The sequence below is a fragment of the Vibrio sp. Y2-5 genome (genome assembly GCF_014596725.1).
Classification (GTDB): Bacteria; Pseudomonadota; Gammaproteobacteria; order Enterobacterales; family Vibrionaceae; genus Vibrio.
Window position 1 is genome coordinate 247,858 of sequence record NZ_JACVEG010000003.1, and the last position, 15,708, is coordinate 263,565.

The window sequence follows — 15,708 nt, forward strand, 5'->3', positions numbered from 1 at the left end:
TCTCCTTTTTATGCTGCTGAGCCAAGTATTGACTGAAGATCAATACCTTGATCTCTCATTGCCGCCAACTTGTATCGTAATGCTCGAGTTGAAACACCTAACGCGCTCGCAGTCTTAGTTCGGTTACCACCGAACTGACGTAACTTTTCTAAAATGTATTGGTACTCAGCCTGCTTTTTTGCTTCAACGTGGCCAAACGTTTGATCTGATGTAGAACTATGGCTTATTGAGCTTACTTCCACGGGAAGCATGAGATCCTGCGCAGTAATATAATCTCCGTGACGCATGACTAACGCACGTTGAATTACGTTTTCAAGTTCACGTATGTTGCCTGGCCAGTCGTATTGACTGAGCGCTACTTTTGCGTCTTGAGAAAGAAAGCAAGAACTTGCTTCCTGATATTTTTTGATAAAGAACTGACTGATTGGAAGTATGTCTTCTTTACGTTCACGTAGCGGAGGCCAATGTAAAGGTAATACGTCTAAGCGGTAGTATAAGTCCTCGCGAAATTGCCCCTTTTGTACGGCTTCTCGAAGATCTTTATTGGTTGCAGCTATCACACGGATATCAAGTTTGATAGCCTTGTGACTGCCCACTCTTTCTACTTCTCGCTCCTGAAGTACACGTAGGAGTTTAGCCTGAACCGCTGGTGACATTTCTCCAATTTCGTCCAGCAGTATGGTGCCTCCGTTAGCCTCTTCGAATTTTCCACTCTGAGACGCTAACGCACCTGTGAATGCGCCTTTTACGTGACCAAATAGAACCGCTTCTAACATTGATTCGGGTATTGCAGCACAGTTAACACCAACAAACGCCCCGTTTGATCTCGATGACTGTTCGTGAACATAGCGAGCGAGAACTTCTTTACCTGTACCAGATTCACCAGTAATTAATACACTAGCGTTTGTACAAGCCGCTCGGTGAGCTAGTTGAAGAACCTGTTTACTACGCCAAGATTCTGCAACAATGTTTGCCATTGGCTTTTTGAGTGCTTCAACCCTGTGAATAAGGTTAAGAAGCTGGTTGGATTCAAACGGGCGTAACAAATAGTCTGTCGCGCCAGCCTTCATGGTTTCGGCAGCCAAAATGCCTTGATCCTGTTCTACAATCGCGATAGCAACCCCAGAGCGACTTTGCTTCTGATGACAGGAAACCCAGTCATGTACTGATATATCACATAAATTGGAGCTAACAATTGTAATTGAAGCAGGGCTCTGTAGCAGAGCGTTTCGGCCTGTACGTTCATGGCGTACGTGATAACCTGCGTCAGTCAAAACTTCTATAACAGATTGAGCCAAAAGCTCATTCGGCTCGACTAATAAAATATCTAACGTAGACATTACTGACCTTCACTGGTTACTTGGTGTTGGGTGAGTGTTTTAACAACAGTCTCGTTATTTCTAACGATGCGAATCATTACGCGGCGGTTTTTTGAACGCCCCTTCTCTGTGTCGTTAGTCATCATCGGATACCGGGAACCATGTGCTCGAATCTGCATGTTTTCTTTACCTATACCTAATTTATCCAAATACTGTGCCACTTCTTCTGCACGTTCTTTTGAAATTTGAATGTTACCCAACCTTGATCCGACACTGTCTGTGTAGCCGTCGATCAATACCTTGGTAACCAAAGCGTCCCAGTGGATGTATTCTGCCAACGCACTTAGCTGCGCACGCTGATCTTTACTCAATGTTTTTTGGCCACTTCGATAATAAATGTATGTATCTTTCGCATCCGAATACGTCATTGATGGCAGACGATTTTTACATTCGATAAACTCAGCAATAGAAGATTGAACCCTAATGGTTGGAACAATGATATCGAGTCGCTTTGAACGAGTACTGTCATGAAGTGAAAGCTGCAACCACTTTCCTTGTACAACCGACTTTAGTATTTCACTAATATGATCTCGAAATAAAAATTGAGATGTTGCCCGCTTATATCCCTGGCTCATTTCAGTGACTTTATGCAGTTCTGACCAAGGAGGCTCCAACAAAGAAAGTTCCGCTGTTTTCCAAACATTCAATGTGCTCGATAATTCATACTCAAATGTTACCTTATTATTTGTCTCGGAGCGGAAATAAAACTTCCCCTGTGGAACTTCCGCATGAATTAAATTGCAAGCCGTTAATTCCTCTTTATAGAACCAAGAAGACACATCCATTGAAACTTCAATTTTTTCACTCGAATAAGATTCGAACGATGAAACTAAAATCAAAAACAATACAACTGAGCGAAACATTTCAAAAACACCCAAAAATAGCCACCCATAACTTTAATTGACACTACTCTGACACACATTCCATTAGAAAAAAACAATTTACATAAAGATTTATATATTTCAAAACCTTTATATACCCAACTCAAATTTAAATTAAAAACTGGAACAGATGCACATTTTATCTCACTTAAAATACTCGAAATTTTATTTTATTCGATATAAAAACCTAGATGTGATAACGAACCACGCATAAAATCGAGGAATTTTAACAACCGTAACATAAGCCACCGCTATGTATGACCTTTCACTAATGATTATCTAAAACCCGACATCAATCTGTTTATTTACAACAACTTAAAGTAAAAAGCATTAAAGTTTCATACTGAAATGTTATTAATCGACCATAATTTGAACAATCAAATCAATAATTAACCACCGTAAAAAGGTGAAAAACATCACAAGATTCATTTTGGAATAAATATCACAAATATGATTTTTATAAGTAAAAAAACATTAGTTTTAATGATTAGAATGCTGCCCAATACGACTAACAATGAATTGTCATGAAACGGTAAAATATAAATGCCAGAACTAATTGAAAATTTAAATACTGATGTAAAGCCCTTAAATGTACAATTACTAGGCAAACCAATTCATATCGTTCGAGAAAAGTTAGGCAAAATCATAAACATTTCAACCAATAGTCTAATTACAGAACTTCAATCTTGGTTGAGTGGTCTATATATAGATATTAATATCAAATCCGTTGGAATATTCGAACTAAGCAATTTATCCTTTAATATGAAAACGGTTTCTCAATACAACCATGAAAGCGGCGGCTCTTTATTTGTCAATCTAGACGACAAATCACTAATTAAATTTTCTGACCGCTTTTATGGTACAGATATTGAGCGAAAACAAACCGTAATTACTAGTAGTGACAAACGTCTTCAAGACCGTATAGGCAAGTTAATCAGTCAATGGATAGCACCAAAAGAAATGTGGCGAACCAGCGGAGAAGAGGTGACTTTCGGTACAGGTATTAAGGCCGATTTGAATGTAACTAGCGATGAACATAACGGTGAACTGACTGTATTCTTTGATAATCGTCTCGTTCAAACGCTGATCAATCAACTTGACTTGCAGTCAAACGAAAACTTAAAACCTCAGTTTTATGAATCGCTAAAAACGACACCAGTGAGACTCAATGTTCTTCTGAGTAAAAAAACCATGACTCTAAGCGAAGTGTTAAGCCTTTCGCCGCAAGACATACTTCCTATCGACTTGTTGTCATCCCCTCCTGTCAGTATCGGCAATGCCAATCTTTTTACAGGTCGAGTTGCAGAACAAGACGGGCAATTAGTTTTAATTTTGAACCAAGATAAGGATTCTTAACAAATGAGTGACTCTTTGGACGCTTTGAACTTCGATGATGATGACCTGAATTTTGGTCAATTTCACCTTGATGAATCTGAAGAAAGTGCTGCAAATGAAGAAGCACCCAAAAGCGAAAGGGATTTAAGTTTTTTCAAAAATATTCCCGTAACCGTAACGTTAGAGGTTGCCAGTAAAGAACTTTCTTTAGGTGATTTAATGAAAGCAGGTGAAGGTTCTGTCATTGAATTGGATAAGCTAAATGGCGAGCCTTTAGACGTAAAAGTGAACGGTTCATTACTGGGCCATGCGGAAGTCGTTATCGTAAATGAGAAGTATGGTCTGCGTCTAATTGACGTGATTGATTCAGCTTTAACATCCGTTGGTTAATCTCAGGTTATAAAAATGAATAAGCCGCTTTCTTTATACCGCTTAAGCATAATGGTGTTGTTGCTGTCATTGTTATCGATGCCAACGCTTGCAGCAGAAAACGGTCTTACTATGTTCAGTGTCACTGACGGTAATACTCAACAAGAATACAGTGTAAAACTGCAGATTCTGTTGTTGATGACAGCGTTAAGTTTTATACCGGCCTTTATTATGATGGCCACCAGCTTTACGCGTATTATTGTTGTACTTGCTATTTTGCGTCAGGCTCTTGGTCTGCAACAAAGTCCTCCCAATCGTGTTTTAGTTGGTATAGCACTCGCGCTTACCATCCTCATAATGCGCCCCGTCTGGACTGACGTATATGAACACGCATTTAAGCCTTACGACCAAGGTGAGATAACCTTGATGCAAGCATTCTCTGTTGCCGAAAAACCTGTACGACATTTTATGCTTGCTCAAACACATCAAAGCTCTCTCGAGCAAATGCTTCGTATCGCTAATGAACCGTTAGATCAGAACGTAGAAGACATTTCTTTTGCTGTTGTACTGCCCGCTTTTGTTATCAGTGAGTTGAAAACTGCTTTTCAGATAGGATTTATGCTGTTTATTCCTTTCCTGGTCATTGATCTGGTGATTGCCAGTGTATTGATGGCAATGGGTATGATGATGCTATCCCCGCTTATTGTTTCATTACCATTTAAGCTAATTATTTTCGTTCTCGTGGATGGATGGGCAATGACCGTCGGTACTCTTTCCGCCAGTTTCGCTCCATAAATTGAGGATTAATAAATGACTCCTGAATATGTCGTAACCCTCATTTCTCAAGCCGTTTGGTTGATCATCCTAATTGTCGCTGTACTGGTTGTTCCTGGCTTAATTGTGGGACTAGGCGTTGCCGTTTTTCAGGCTGCGACTCAGATTAACGAGCAGACACTCAGCTTTCTTCCTCGACTCATCGTGACTATGTTAATGGTCATATTTGCTGGCCATTGGATGATACGCCAAATTATGGAGTTGTTTGACTACCTGTTCCTCAATATACCCGGAATGCTTGGCTAATGGAGTTGAGTTTCAGCGAAATATCCAGTTGGTTAGGTCAACTTTGGTGGCCGTTTTTCCGGATTGGCGCCGCGTTTATTTCAATGCCTATTTTTGGTGATTTGCTTATTCCTGTGTGGATAAGAACACTACTTGCACTTTCCATTACAGTGATAACAGCTCCGCTTATGCCAGCAATGCCAGAAGTAGAACTTTTTTCGATGACGTCCCTTTTTCTTGCATTTGAGCAAGCCGTTTGGGGCTTATTGTTTGGATTAATCATTCATATGTTGTTCACGGTTTTTACCATGCTTGGTCAAATTGTCTCTCTACAAATGGGACTTGGTATGGCTGTTATGAATGACCCTGTGAATGGAATGTCGGTACCTATTCTTAGCCGAATTTTTCTCATTTTTGCCACTTTATTATTCCTCGCTCTCGAAGGGCACCTTTTGGTTATCGATATCTTAATTCAAAGTTTTGAGGTTTGGCCCGTTGGTTCCGGCATTACAATCTTATCGGTAAAAACACTTATTTCTGTATTTGGCTGGATGTTTTCCGCAGCTCTCGCTCTCGCTCTACCCGCAATCGTCGCTATGCTTCTGGCGAATATTAGCTTTGGTGTAATGAACCGAGCTGCGCCAAGCCTCAATGTTTATGCTCTCGGTTTTCCAATGACAATGCTATTGGGGTTATTCACAGTATTGCTATCCGTTAGCGGTATACCCGGCAGCTACACAGGATTAGTTCATGACACTTTACGTTTTCTAAATCAATTTATGGTGGGAAGAGCATGAGCGAATCGTCTTCTCAGGATAAAACCGAAAAAGCGTCACCCCAAAAGGTCAAAAAAGCCAGAGAACAAGGCCAAATACCTCGAGCCAAAGAATTTACCACAGCGCTTATTTTTCTCGCAGTGGCTTTCTATTTCTCTGCACAACTCCCTACAATTTGGCACACCATCACGGGTGTGTTTCGCTACAACATGTCTCTCACTCATCAAGATCTTGAAAACCCAATCACAATGATTGAAAAGTTGATGCACAGCTTAGGTATATTAGTCGAACTATTAATCCCTATGTTTGTAGTCATTGTTGTTACAGCCGCAGGATCTAACATGGTTCTCGGAGGATGGTTGTTTCGTCCTGCGAACATGCTACCCAAACTGAGTAAGCTTAATCCTTTAACTGGAATTAAGCGGATGTTCTCTACCCGCTCATTGGTCGAGCTTCTCAAATCCACGCTGAAAGTCGTGGTTATCTCGTTCGCGTTGTATTGGTATATGGACTCAAATCTTCAGTCTCTATTGGGAATGCAGCAACTCCCTCTCAATCAGGGTGTGAAATTAATAATGAGTATCCTGTTTGACGGTCTTCTTTTAATGGGGGGCGTGTTACTGCTTTTTGGACTGGTCGATATTCCCTACCAAAGGTGGGAGCATGGGAAAGAGCTCAAGATGACCAAGCAGGAATTGAAGGAAGAATACAAAAGCAATGAAGGTCGTCCAGAAGTTAAACAACGTATTCGCCAAATCCAACAACAATTTGCCCGACGCCGCGCCGATAAAATGGTACCAAAGGCTGATGTAGTAATTGTAAACCCGACACACTATGCCGTTGCACTAAAATACGATCTCTCTTTATCCGATGCCCCTTTCGTGGTCGCTAAAGGTATTGATGAGACCGCAATGCATATTCAGCGTATTGCTAGAGAAAATAACGTAGAAATCATTAACTCTCCTCCGTTAACTCGTTCAATTTACTATACAACCGCCATTGAACAGGCTGTTCCAAGCCAGCTTTATATCGCGGTAGCACACATTTTAACGTACGTGTTGCAGTTGAAATCTTTTCGCAATGGTAAAGGGGAAGAACCGATGCCACTCCCTCATTTTTCCATTCCCAAGAACTTGCAGCATTAATCAGTAATAAGGACTGTACCGATGTTAAACCGGTTAAAACAACTACAAAGTACAAGTAAATCTTATATTGGTATTCCAATCGTTTTACTGATGATATTGGCAATGGTTATCCTGCCCTTACCGCCTTTGCTGTTGGACTCTTTGTTCACTTTCAATATCGTGCTCGCAATTCTGGTTTTATTAGTGAGTACAACGGCAAAACGTCCGTTGGACTTTTCCATATTTCCAACCATATTGCTTGTCGCAACCCTATTACGTTTGACTCTAAACGTAGCATCTACGCGGATTGTACTGCTTGAAGGACATAATGGTGGCGAGTCTGCAGGTAAAGTCATTCAAGCATTTGGTGAAGTGGTAATCGGCGGAAACTATGTCGTTGGTATGGTGGTCTTTATCATCCTAATGATCATCAACTTTGTCGTCATTACCAAAGGTGGAGAACGAATTTCTGAAGTTTCTGCTCGATTCACACTAGATGCTTTACCTGGCAAACAGATGGCAATAGATGCTGATATGAATGCCGGGTTGATCGATCAAGAGTCCGCTCGTCAACGCCGCCGAGAAGTAGCGAATGAAGCAGATTTCCACGGCTCAATGGACGGTGCATCTAAGTTTGTTCGTGGTGATGCTATAGCAGGATTGATGATCTTGTTCATCAACATTATTGGCGGTGTCGCTATCGGTGTATTTGAACACGGTATGGCTGCAGCCGAAGCCTTTAAAACTTATGCTCTACTTACCATCGGTGACGGTTTAGTTGCTCAGATCCCTTCTCTCCTGTTAGCAACGTCAGCAGCCATTATTGTTACGCGCATTAACGACAGCGATAACGATATGTCGCAAACAATGCACAAGCAGTTGCTCGCGACACCTTCGACGCTTTATACCGTAGCGTGCATTATGTTTGTTATCGGTATTGTTCCGGGTATGCCACACTTAGCATTCTTCACTTTTGCTGTTGTTGTCGCTTTTGCCGGATGGCGTCAGAGCAAACTGCCGGTTGAAGACTCGCAGCTTGAAGAAGTAACTGCCCTTACAAAAGCGATGCGACAGGAAGAAGACGCACCGCTAAGCTGGGAAGACATACCTCACGTTCAGACTTTAGGCCTTTCCCTCGGTTATCGACTCGTTCATCTGATCAATAAAGAACAAGGCGCCCCCCTAACACAACGAATCAGAGGCGTACGCCGCAATTTATCAGAGCAAGTTGGGTTCCTGCTTCCAGAAGTGGGCATTAGAGATAACCTCAATCTTAAACCGAATCAGTACACTATTTCCCTAAACGGGGAAACGATAGAAGAAGGTTTTATAGAACCAGAACGTTTGATGGCAATTGCAGTAGGTGAAACCTACGGTGAGATCGACGGTATCCTCGGTAGTGACCCTGCATATCAGTTACCAGCCGTATGGATAGAACATAAGCAAAAAGCTCGGGCACTTAATATGGGGTATCAGGTTGTCGATGACGCGACAGTCGTTGCTACGCATATTAGTAAAGTTATGAAAACCAACCTTGCTGAGCTGTTTAATCATGATGATGTAGACGCTATGAATCAGCGCTTAACAGTCCAAGCACCTAAACTCGCTGAAGCACTCGCTGCGGCCTTGCGCCCGGCGCAACAACTCAAAGTTTATCGTCAACTTTTGTTGGATCAGGTTCCTCTAAAAGATATTCGTACCATTGCGAACACCATGCTTGAGTCCTGTGAAAATACAAAAGACCCTATCTTATTAGCCGCCGACATTCGCTGCGCATTACGCCGGACTTTGATTAACCTTTTAGCGGGTCAAAAGCAGGAAATTAAAGTCTATGCATTATCTGATGAACTTGAGCAAATGCTCATAACTTCTTTGCAACAGGCTCAAGCTCGTGGCACCGTTATGCTAGATAGTTTTCCGGTTGAGCCTAACATTCTGGGACAATTCCAACAAAATTTACCTCTCATTAAGCAACAAATGAAACAGCAAGGTATTCCGTCAATTCTGCTGGTTATGCCGCAATTAAGACCGTTAGTTGCAAGATACGCAAGAACGTTCGCACATGGGCTAGCAGTGCTGTCATATAATGAGATTCCAGAAAACAAACAGATAAGTGTGGTAGGTAACCTTGGCTAAGCTATTTTCTTTTCAGACGCTGTTCCATTATCTGCGTGATCTCATCGAAAACAACGTCACCACCAATGACGACGCTTTAGTATTTGAAGCATTCAAACACAACGATATTCGTCACGCCTGTCAGGCGATCCGTGAAGCGAATACTGGTGAAGTTGAGTTTCAACACCTTACCTTGCGATTTGGTAGCCATGGCGAACAGAGTGTTTATCAGTTTCAATTATCAGAGAAAATGGCGTACTGCCTAGACTTATACAGCCTTTACCTAGCGCTTCGTCAAACCAAATTCCAATTAGAAACTTTTCACCCGGATCTCATCAGCAATGTCGTCGTCCCTATTAAAGGTGAAACAATATTGTGGCCCGAAGGTAAACTATTTATCGAACAAGCTCTTGAGCATCATCAGCAGACGTTTTCGCACATAGTGCCATCAATACAGGTAGACTTCCCATTAACCTCTCCTGATGAACTTAAGGAATTTGTAAAACAAATTCAAAAGACTGCATACGCTGTTTGGTTTGAGCTCTATGCTCCATGTGACCAATTCGAACAAGTCGCGCTGTTCAAACCAGACATGATCAAACTTGCCGTGTCATTGGAAAACAAAGAAGACAGGCAAGCTTTTTTACCAATCGCACGTTTCCTTCGACAATCACGCTACAAATGGGTTGCAGGTAGAGTTTCCAGCAAAATAGAACTAAACCAATATAAGTTGCTTGGCGCCAGTTACTATTTTGGTTACTTCAGCGATATCCCAATGTCTATGTCATTTAGAAACTTTAGCGATGCGGATAATGATACCTATTAATTAACGACGTTATATTTAATTAACGACGTTACAGTCTGACTCTATTCCCCCTTCTCTTTCCGCATCACTGACACATCAGTTGTTAGAAAAGGGGGAATCAAAATAACCAGAATAATAAGCCTCACCAAGAATCAATTTAAGTCATTGAATTTTAATTAATTTTAAAATACTTCTTAATTTTTCTTAATTTTTAATTAATTTTCTCACTCGATCATCCGCCTCTAATTAGTGAACAGGGAAGTATCCCGAACCCAATAACATATTGAAACCACTTGAGGAATCGAACATGGCTTTATCAATGCAAACTAACTATGCTTCACTCGTTGCGCAAAACACGATCAGCGGTACGAACAACATGCTTAATACTGCGCTAGAACGTTTAAGCACAGGTTACCGCATCAACTCTGCATCTGATGACGCAGCAGGCTTGGCTATTGCCACTAAACTAGAAGCTCAAACTCGTGGTATGTCGGTTGCAATGCGTAACTCTCAAGACGCAATCTCCATGCTCGAAACTGCTGATGGTGCTTTAGATGAGCTATCTAACATCGCTTACCGTATGAAAGATCTAGCAACTCAAGCATCTAACGGTACTTATGCTGATGGTGGTACAGAACAAACTGCACTGGATGCAGAATACCAACAACTTGCTACCGAAATGACACGTATCATCGATCAAACAACTTACGGTTCAGGTACACACCTGCTTAACACCACTGACGGTATTATGGGTAGCAATACAACACTTCAATTCCAAATCGGTGCTTCTGCAGCAGAAACACTACAAGTTGATGCATCTACTGGTATTACAGCAATTGAAACTGCAATCACTGGTTTAGGTGCTTTAACTACTCAAGCGGATGCGAACGGCGAAATTACAGTTATGGAAGGCATGTTCGACACAATCAGTAGCCTGCGCGGTACATTGGGTGCAAACATCAACCGTCTAGAACATACAGTCAACAACTTAGCGAACGTTTCTGAAAATACAACAGCAGCAAAAGGTCGTATCATGGATGCAGACTTCGCAGCTGAATCTTCAAACATGACTAAGAATCAGATGTTGATGCAAGCTGGTACAACGGTACTGTCTCAAACTAACCAAATTCCTGGCATGGCAGTTTCTCTACTACGCTAATTGCTCAACCATATACCTTAATAGAACCTCCCTTTATGGGAGGTTTTTTTATTTGTTACTCGCCGACTTAAGTTTCACCACGTTGCATTTAATTTTATTCAAGACTATGTCGCCTAACGTTATTGAATAGTATGTGATTTTAAGTGGAAAAGCGGAACTCACCTTATGGAAACAGAACTTCCGCCCTTACCAATCATTACATCTATGTACTTGTTTTATATAAATAATTTAACTGGCACGCATCTTGAAATATACGTTCATTCAAGTCAGATATGTATAGCCAGATATAAGTAGCACTCAGGCTGATATCAGGGAGAAAACAAATGAGTTCGATCGATCCAATAACTATGGCAACACAGCTTGCAACCTATGACGTGCAGGCATTTCAAACTCGTTATGATACACAGAACACTCAGTATCAATCTCAACTGACAGCACTGGGCAAGATAGAAACGGCACTCAGAGATTTTCGCACCGCTATTAATGAAATAAACAGTTCTACTAGCAGCATCGTAAAAAATAGTGCGACCACCTCTTCTGATGGTTATCTTTCTGCAACTGCCGATGCGACGGCACTTTCAGGTAGTTACCAGTTTTTTGTTGAACAAATTGCAACGGCTCACCAAGTTTCCACCGATATGCCAGCTAACTTAGATGCTAGCACTGTGGTGCCTTCAACAGGAACGCTCGACTTTAGCATCAATGGCGAAACTATGTCTTTAGACCTATCCACTATTGATAGTAATGGTGACGGTGTATCAACCATGGCAGAACTCGTCACTGCGATTAACGGTGATAGTAGCAACCCCGGCGTTAACGCCACATTGGTACGCTCGAACGGCCAAACTTACTTTATGCTTTCCAGTGAAGAAACCGGCGTTAACAACGCGATTAATGTTAGTGCTTCAGGTACAGGCCAAGCATGGTTTGAAAATGCTTTCGCTAATCTGACCGAAATTACCGCACCACAAGATGCGATCATTTGGGCTGGTGCCCAAGGAACCGGTCTCCAGTTAACCAGTAGTAGTAATACTTTCGAAAACGTTGTTGATGGTGTTGATATCACTGTATCTAAAGCACAAGCATCGGGCGAGGCGCCAATATCGATGACAGTTGCGCCCGATCAGGAAGGCACAACAGAACAGATGGATTCGATTATCAAAGCGTATAACAGCTTAATGTCGACTATAGACAGATACACCACAATCGGTGACGAAGATACTGCCCGCGGTGTACTCGCGGGAGATTCAACCGTTCGTTCCATAGAAGCTCAGCTCAAAACGACTATACGTGAGCAATTTTCTGGAATACGCCTCGCTGATCTTGGCATTGAAATCAGTCGCGATGGAAGTATGAGTATTGATAGCGACAAGTTCGAAGAAGCTCAGACGACCAATAGTCAGGCTTTGAACACCTTCTTCAATGGTGACGGTAATCTTTTAGATTCTATCGATGAAATGATGGAGCCCTATCTCCAGTTTTCAACCGGTATGTTTTCATCACGTAAAGATGCGTTACGTCAAACTCTCGATCGTATCAGCGATAGACAAGAAGCCTTAGAACGAAAATATGAGATGTCTTATAACCGCTACCTAAAGCAATTTACCCAAATGAACCAAATTATTACCCAAATGAATCAGACAATGTCGATGTTCGGCTAAGTCTGATCAAGGAGAGACTTTATGTTAATGGATTCTGGTTATGACTCATACCAACAAGTGGACTTAAACGCTCAAGCCGCAGCAGCAACTCCACACCAATTGGTCGTTATGCTTATAGACGGTCTACTCGATGAAGTAGAACGTATCCGCGGCCACCTTGCTGAGGGGCGTCTAGCGGCTAAAGGCGCAGCCATAAGTAAATGTATGAATATTTTAATTGGTTTAGACAGTGCTCTCGACATAGAGAACGGTGGCGAGCTAGCAGAAAACCTACATCAGTTATACGACTTCTGCCAAATCGAGCTTTATCAAGCAAGCGTACAGAAAGACGTGCAACGCTTAACCAATGTTGAAACTGTGATGGGCAACATTAGAGAAGGATGGGTCAATTTTGGGCAACATGCGTAAGGTTTCAGCGGAGCGTTTCCGCTTTCTGACTCAACGGATAACGATAGCGACAAAGATGCAGGATTGGCGTGCTATTGCCCGTTACGACTCTGAGCTTAGTGAGCTTTTAAGTGCGGGTAGAGACTCTCTAACAGACCCACGTATTGTCCCGCATGTTGCTGAGGTAAAGGCTGCACATAAAGCAGCTTATGACGCTCTAAAAGAAGCGAGTTCAAAATTGGAAGCTCAAATGTCCAAGGCTAACGAGCAACAGGAAGGCACATTGGCCTATCAGTTAGCGATGTCAATGGAGGACTAGTTTTTGCAAGGACTGACCACAACTCAACAAACAACATCACCTGTAAAAGAGAATGCCTCTTTTACTAAATCAGTGCACCAGGCGCGTAGTTTTAATAGCGATGGGCAAGCGAACTCTGAAGTCTTTACTCTTGTTCAAATTCCATTTAATTCCGCATTGTCTTTAACGGAACATAAGCCTGTAGTCGATGACAATCCACACGCCACAAAGTCAAACGAACAACAAGTCAGTGATGATACTCAACAAGAGTTAACTATGTTGGTTCCGCCTACAGTTAGTATTGTGCAAGAAACAACCAACCCTGAATCCAGAAGCAACGCACAAGCACAAGGTGTAATTGTAGCTGGGTTTAATTTTGCCAATGGACAATCTACTCAAGGCAGAAATATAACAGGGTCTGAAGCTGGCGCATTGAACAACCAGATATCAGTTCCCCAAGCTACAAACGCAAATTTATTGCAAACTCCGTTAACAAACCCAGAAGTTAACAGTAGGACATCAAATACGCCTGTTGCAGACATCAAACTTGTCAGTGCAATCAACAGTGAGCTCAGTAACATAGGAGCCTCACAGCTAGATCCAACAGCACAATCAGCCCCCCTACACTCTTCATCTACTACAAATGTAACAACAGTTGAAAACCGACCAGAATGGGCAACCGTACGCATTGATACTCAGGCCGGGAAATGGGGCGAGCAGATGCTTCAGGTATTGCATGATCGTGTAACACTGCAAGCTCAACAAAACCTTCAGGAAGCAAAGATTCGTCTCGACCCACCGGATCTTGGAAAACTGGATTTGGTCGTTCGCATAGAAGGAGACCGCCTAAGTGTACAAATCAATGCGAATAGCGCAGCGACACGAGAAGCGCTAGTGCAGGTTTCGGATCGTCTACGTACTGAGCTTCAGGAACAAAATTTCGTCAATGTTGATGTCAACGTCGGCTCAGATCAACGCAATCAACAGCAAAGTCAAACCTTTGAAGAGCAAAACGGCAGAATTTATGACGCGAGAGAAACCTCTTCAGACCAAGAGTATACGCCAACGTCTGAACATTGGCTCAGTGCACAAGCCTAAAGCGAATATCCTAGGAAATAGTTATGTCCAAAAAACAAATTATCACAATGTTTATCATGGTACTCGTCACTAACATGCTCGTTACAGGTGGTATCGTATTTGGCGGTATTATGTATCTAAAGTCCCCGAACAATAGCGAATCAAATAGTTGGTTTGCGCAATCCCCATTGTCTTTTCTAACCTACAACTCGCCAGAAGACGCTCAAGCTCCAAGCTTTCGTTCACTAGAGAAAGTAGTACTCAGTATTAAAGGGGAAAAACAAAATCATTTCCTTATGCTTGAAATTGCCGTGGAAACCAGATATCCGGAAGCCATTGAAAATATAAACGATTATATGCCTGTTGTTCATAACTCAATGATCAAACTGTTTAGCGATAAAACCTATGAGGATATTCAGCAAGACGGCATCATCGACAAATTGCAAAACGAAGTGAAACAGTCCGTTCTTTCAGCGTTTGATAAAACAGATATTCTTCACAACATCGACGATGTGCTTCTTACTAAATTTGTTGTGCAGTAAGGTCAAGACATATGTTGGACATGCAGTATCAAGACGCTTACAGTCACTCAGAAGACATAAACTCCCCTGCTGTTGCCATTGATGAAAATTACCTACTCAGTCATTTTCAACATCTAGTGAAAAGGGTTTCTAACCAATTGCGTGTTCATGCCAATACCCATTGCAGTATCGAAGACATGCAACAAGTCGGGTTAATTGGCTTACTCGAAGCAGGACGCCGCTATGGTGACATTGATGACCCAAACTTTCCGGCATTCGCCGTATGCCGTATCCGGGGAGCGATTCTAGATGAACTGCGCCGGCTCGACTGGCGCTCAAGAAAAACACGACAAGACGCACACCAACTGAATGATGTTACTCGTGACTTAACGAGAAAACTCGGAAGACAACCGTCTGAAAGTGAGATTATTCAGGCCTTGGGAACCAATGGGGAAGACTATCATTCTCGTCTAAATGCGTTAGTTGCTGGTGAAATGCAAAGCCTCGATCAACTGATTGAAAACGGCGTTGAGCATTTTTCCGAAGATGGCTACGACAGCATTTCACATGAACATACTCGTCGAAGCTTGGAACGATCAGTAGAGCAGCTCAATAAACGTGAACAACTACTGCTAACGCTGTTTTATCAACATGAACTTAACCTAAACGAAATTGCGCTCGTACTCGATTTAACACCAGCCCGTGTTTGTCAGTTACACAAACAGGCGCTCAACCAACTCAATCATCATTTGTCTTCTTAGG

Annotated in this window: 17 protein-coding genes; 15 read left to right on the forward strand and 2 right to left on the reverse strand. The window is 42.1% G+C overall.

Features of this window, described 5'->3' with window-relative positions:
- Positions 1–8: 8 nt before the first annotated feature.
- On the reverse strand, positions 9–1,340 hold the full coding sequence (locus tag HUO09_RS10530; protein ID WP_167412595.1) for a sigma-54 dependent transcriptional regulator: 1,332 nt from the start codon (positions 1,338–1,340) through the stop codon (positions 9–11).
- Positions 1,340–2,257 carry an OmpA family protein gene (locus tag HUO09_RS10535; RefSeq protein ID WP_188233961.1) on the reverse strand — a complete coding sequence of 306 codons (918 nt, stop codon included), beginning with the start codon at positions 2,255–2,257 and terminating at the stop codon, positions 1,340–1,342. Before HUO09_RS10535 ends, HUO09_RS10530 begins: the two co-directional genes overlap by 1 nt.
- Before the next feature lie 546 nt (positions 2,258–2,803).
- Here HUO09_RS10535 and HUO09_RS10540 point away from each other — a divergent pair.
- The 15 genes from HUO09_RS10540 to HUO09_RS10610 all read left to right on the forward strand — a co-directional run bounded on the left by HUO09_RS10540 (position 2,804) and on the right by HUO09_RS10610 (position 15,707).
- Positions 2,804–3,616, forward strand: coding sequence for a FliM/FliN family flagellar motor switch protein (locus tag HUO09_RS10540; protein WP_188233962.1), 813 nt, complete (start codon positions 2,804–2,806; stop codon positions 3,614–3,616).
- Between the two features lie 3 nt (positions 3,617–3,619).
- Positions 3,620–3,985, forward strand: coding sequence for a flagellar motor switch protein FliN (gene fliN, locus HUO09_RS10545; RefSeq protein ID WP_167412598.1), 366 nt, complete (start codon positions 3,620–3,622; stop codon positions 3,983–3,985).
- Positions 3,986–4,000: 15 nt separating this feature from the next.
- Complete coding sequence (fliP, locus tag HUO09_RS10550; RefSeq protein ID WP_042488780.1) at positions 4,001–4,759, forward strand: flagellar type III secretion system pore protein FliP; 759 nt, start codon at positions 4,001–4,003, stop codon at positions 4,757–4,759.
- A 15-nt stretch (positions 4,760–4,774) separates the two neighbouring features.
- Positions 4,775–5,044: a flagellar biosynthesis protein FliQ gene (gene fliQ, locus HUO09_RS10555; protein ID WP_042488784.1), complete on the forward strand. Its 270-nt coding sequence runs from the start codon at positions 4,775–4,777 to the stop codon at positions 5,042–5,044.
- Positions 5,044–5,820, forward strand: a complete 777-nt coding sequence (gene fliR, locus HUO09_RS10560) for a flagellar biosynthetic protein FliR (RefSeq protein WP_188233963.1) — start codon at positions 5,044–5,046, stop codon at positions 5,818–5,820. The genes fliQ and fliR overlap by 1 nt, the downstream gene beginning before the upstream one ends.
- Positions 5,817–6,944 (forward strand): flagellar biosynthesis protein FlhB, encoded by a 1,128-nt coding sequence (gene flhB / locus HUO09_RS10565; protein WP_188233964.1) that lies wholly within the window; start codon positions 5,817–5,819, stop codon positions 6,942–6,944. Before fliR ends, flhB begins: the two co-directional genes overlap by 4 nt.
- A 21-nt stretch (positions 6,945–6,965) precedes the next feature.
- On the forward strand, positions 6,966–9,059 hold the full coding sequence (locus tag HUO09_RS10570; RefSeq protein WP_188233965.1) for a flagellar biosynthesis protein FlhA: 2,094 nt from the start codon (positions 6,966–6,968) through the stop codon (positions 9,057–9,059).
- The gene (locus HUO09_RS10575) at positions 9,052–9,864 is read left to right on the forward strand and encodes an EAL domain-containing protein (RefSeq protein WP_188233966.1); all 813 of its coding nucleotides are present in this window, start codon (positions 9,052–9,054) and stop codon (positions 9,862–9,864) included. Before HUO09_RS10570 ends, HUO09_RS10575 begins: the two co-directional genes overlap by 8 nt.
- A gap of 286 nt (positions 9,865–10,150) precedes the next feature.
- A complete protein-coding gene (lafA, locus tag HUO09_RS10580) occupies positions 10,151–11,002 on the forward strand; it encodes a lateral flagellin LafA (RefSeq protein WP_167412602.1) in 852 nt (283 codons plus the stop codon).
- 323 nt (positions 11,003–11,325) lie between these two features.
- Entirely contained in the window at positions 11,326–12,663 is a 1,338-nt protein-coding gene (gene fliD, locus HUO09_RS10585) for a flagellar filament capping protein FliD (protein ID WP_188233967.1), read from the forward strand.
- Positions 12,664–12,684: 21 nt separating this feature from the next.
- Positions 12,685–13,071, forward strand: a complete 387-nt coding sequence (gene fliS / locus HUO09_RS10590) for a flagellar export chaperone FliS (RefSeq protein ID WP_188233968.1) — start codon at positions 12,685–12,687, stop codon at positions 13,069–13,071.
- The gene (locus tag HUO09_RS10595; RefSeq protein ID WP_223159419.1) at positions 13,064–13,369 is read left to right on the forward strand and encodes a LafD; all 306 of its coding nucleotides are present in this window, start codon (positions 13,064–13,066) and stop codon (positions 13,367–13,369) included. The genes fliS and HUO09_RS10595 overlap by 8 nt, the downstream gene beginning before the upstream one ends.
- Positions 13,370–13,372: 3 nt before the next feature.
- On the forward strand, positions 13,373–14,446 hold the full coding sequence (locus HUO09_RS22305; protein WP_223159389.1) for a flagellar hook-length control protein FliK: 1,074 nt from the start codon (positions 13,373–13,375) through the stop codon (positions 14,444–14,446).
- A 23-nt stretch (positions 14,447–14,469) separates the two neighbouring features.
- Positions 14,470–14,967 carry a flagellar basal body-associated protein FliL gene (fliL, locus tag HUO09_RS10605; RefSeq protein WP_188233969.1) on the forward strand — a complete coding sequence of 166 codons (498 nt, stop codon included), beginning with the start codon at positions 14,470–14,472 and terminating at the stop codon, positions 14,965–14,967.
- An 11-nt stretch (positions 14,968–14,978) separates the two neighbouring features.
- Positions 14,979–15,707, forward strand: coding sequence for a FliA/WhiG family RNA polymerase sigma factor (locus HUO09_RS10610; RefSeq protein ID WP_167412607.1), 729 nt, complete (start codon positions 14,979–14,981; stop codon positions 15,705–15,707).
- Position 15,708 lies beyond the last annotated feature (1 nt).

What these genes read in the sequence shown, in the direction of transcription:
- HUO09_RS10530 (WP_167412595.1), bottom strand. Translation starts at nt 1,340, where the DNA reads ATGTCTACGTTAGATATTTTATTAGTCGAGCCGAATGAGCTTTTGGCT.
- HUO09_RS10540 (WP_188233962.1), top strand. Translation starts at nt 2,804, where the DNA reads ATGCCAGAACTAATTGAAAATTTAAATACTGATGTAAAGCCCTTAAAT.
- fliN (WP_167412598.1), top strand. Translation starts at nt 3,620, where the DNA reads ATGAGTGACTCTTTGGACGCTTTGAACTTCGATGATGATGACCTGAAT.
- fliP (WP_042488780.1), top strand. Translation starts at nt 4,001, where the DNA reads ATGAATAAGCCGCTTTCTTTATACCGCTTAAGCATAATGGTGTTGTTG.
- fliQ (WP_042488784.1), top strand. Translation starts at nt 4,775, where the DNA reads ATGACTCCTGAATATGTCGTAACCCTCATTTCTCAAGCCGTTTGGTTG.
- fliR (WP_188233963.1), top strand. Translation starts at nt 5,044, where the DNA reads ATGGAGTTGAGTTTCAGCGAAATATCCAGTTGGTTAGGTCAACTTTGG.
- flhB (WP_188233964.1), top strand. Translation starts at nt 5,817, where the DNA reads ATGAGCGAATCGTCTTCTCAGGATAAAACCGAAAAAGCGTCACCCCAA.
- HUO09_RS10570 (WP_188233965.1), top strand. Translation starts at nt 6,966, where the DNA reads ATGTTAAACCGGTTAAAACAACTACAAAGTACAAGTAAATCTTATATT.
- lafA (WP_167412602.1), top strand. Translation starts at nt 10,151, where the DNA reads ATGGCTTTATCAATGCAAACTAACTATGCTTCACTCGTTGCGCAAAAC.
- fliD (WP_188233967.1), top strand. Translation starts at nt 11,326, where the DNA reads ATGAGTTCGATCGATCCAATAACTATGGCAACACAGCTTGCAACCTAT.
- fliS (WP_188233968.1), top strand. Translation starts at nt 12,685, where the DNA reads ATGTTAATGGATTCTGGTTATGACTCATACCAACAAGTGGACTTAAAC.
- HUO09_RS10595 (WP_223159419.1), top strand. Translation starts at nt 13,064, where the DNA reads ATGCGTAAGGTTTCAGCGGAGCGTTTCCGCTTTCTGACTCAACGGATA.
- fliL (WP_188233969.1), top strand. Translation starts at nt 14,470, where the DNA reads ATGTCCAAAAAACAAATTATCACAATGTTTATCATGGTACTCGTCACT.
- HUO09_RS10610 (WP_167412607.1), top strand. Translation starts at nt 14,979, where the DNA reads ATGTTGGACATGCAGTATCAAGACGCTTACAGTCACTCAGAAGACATA.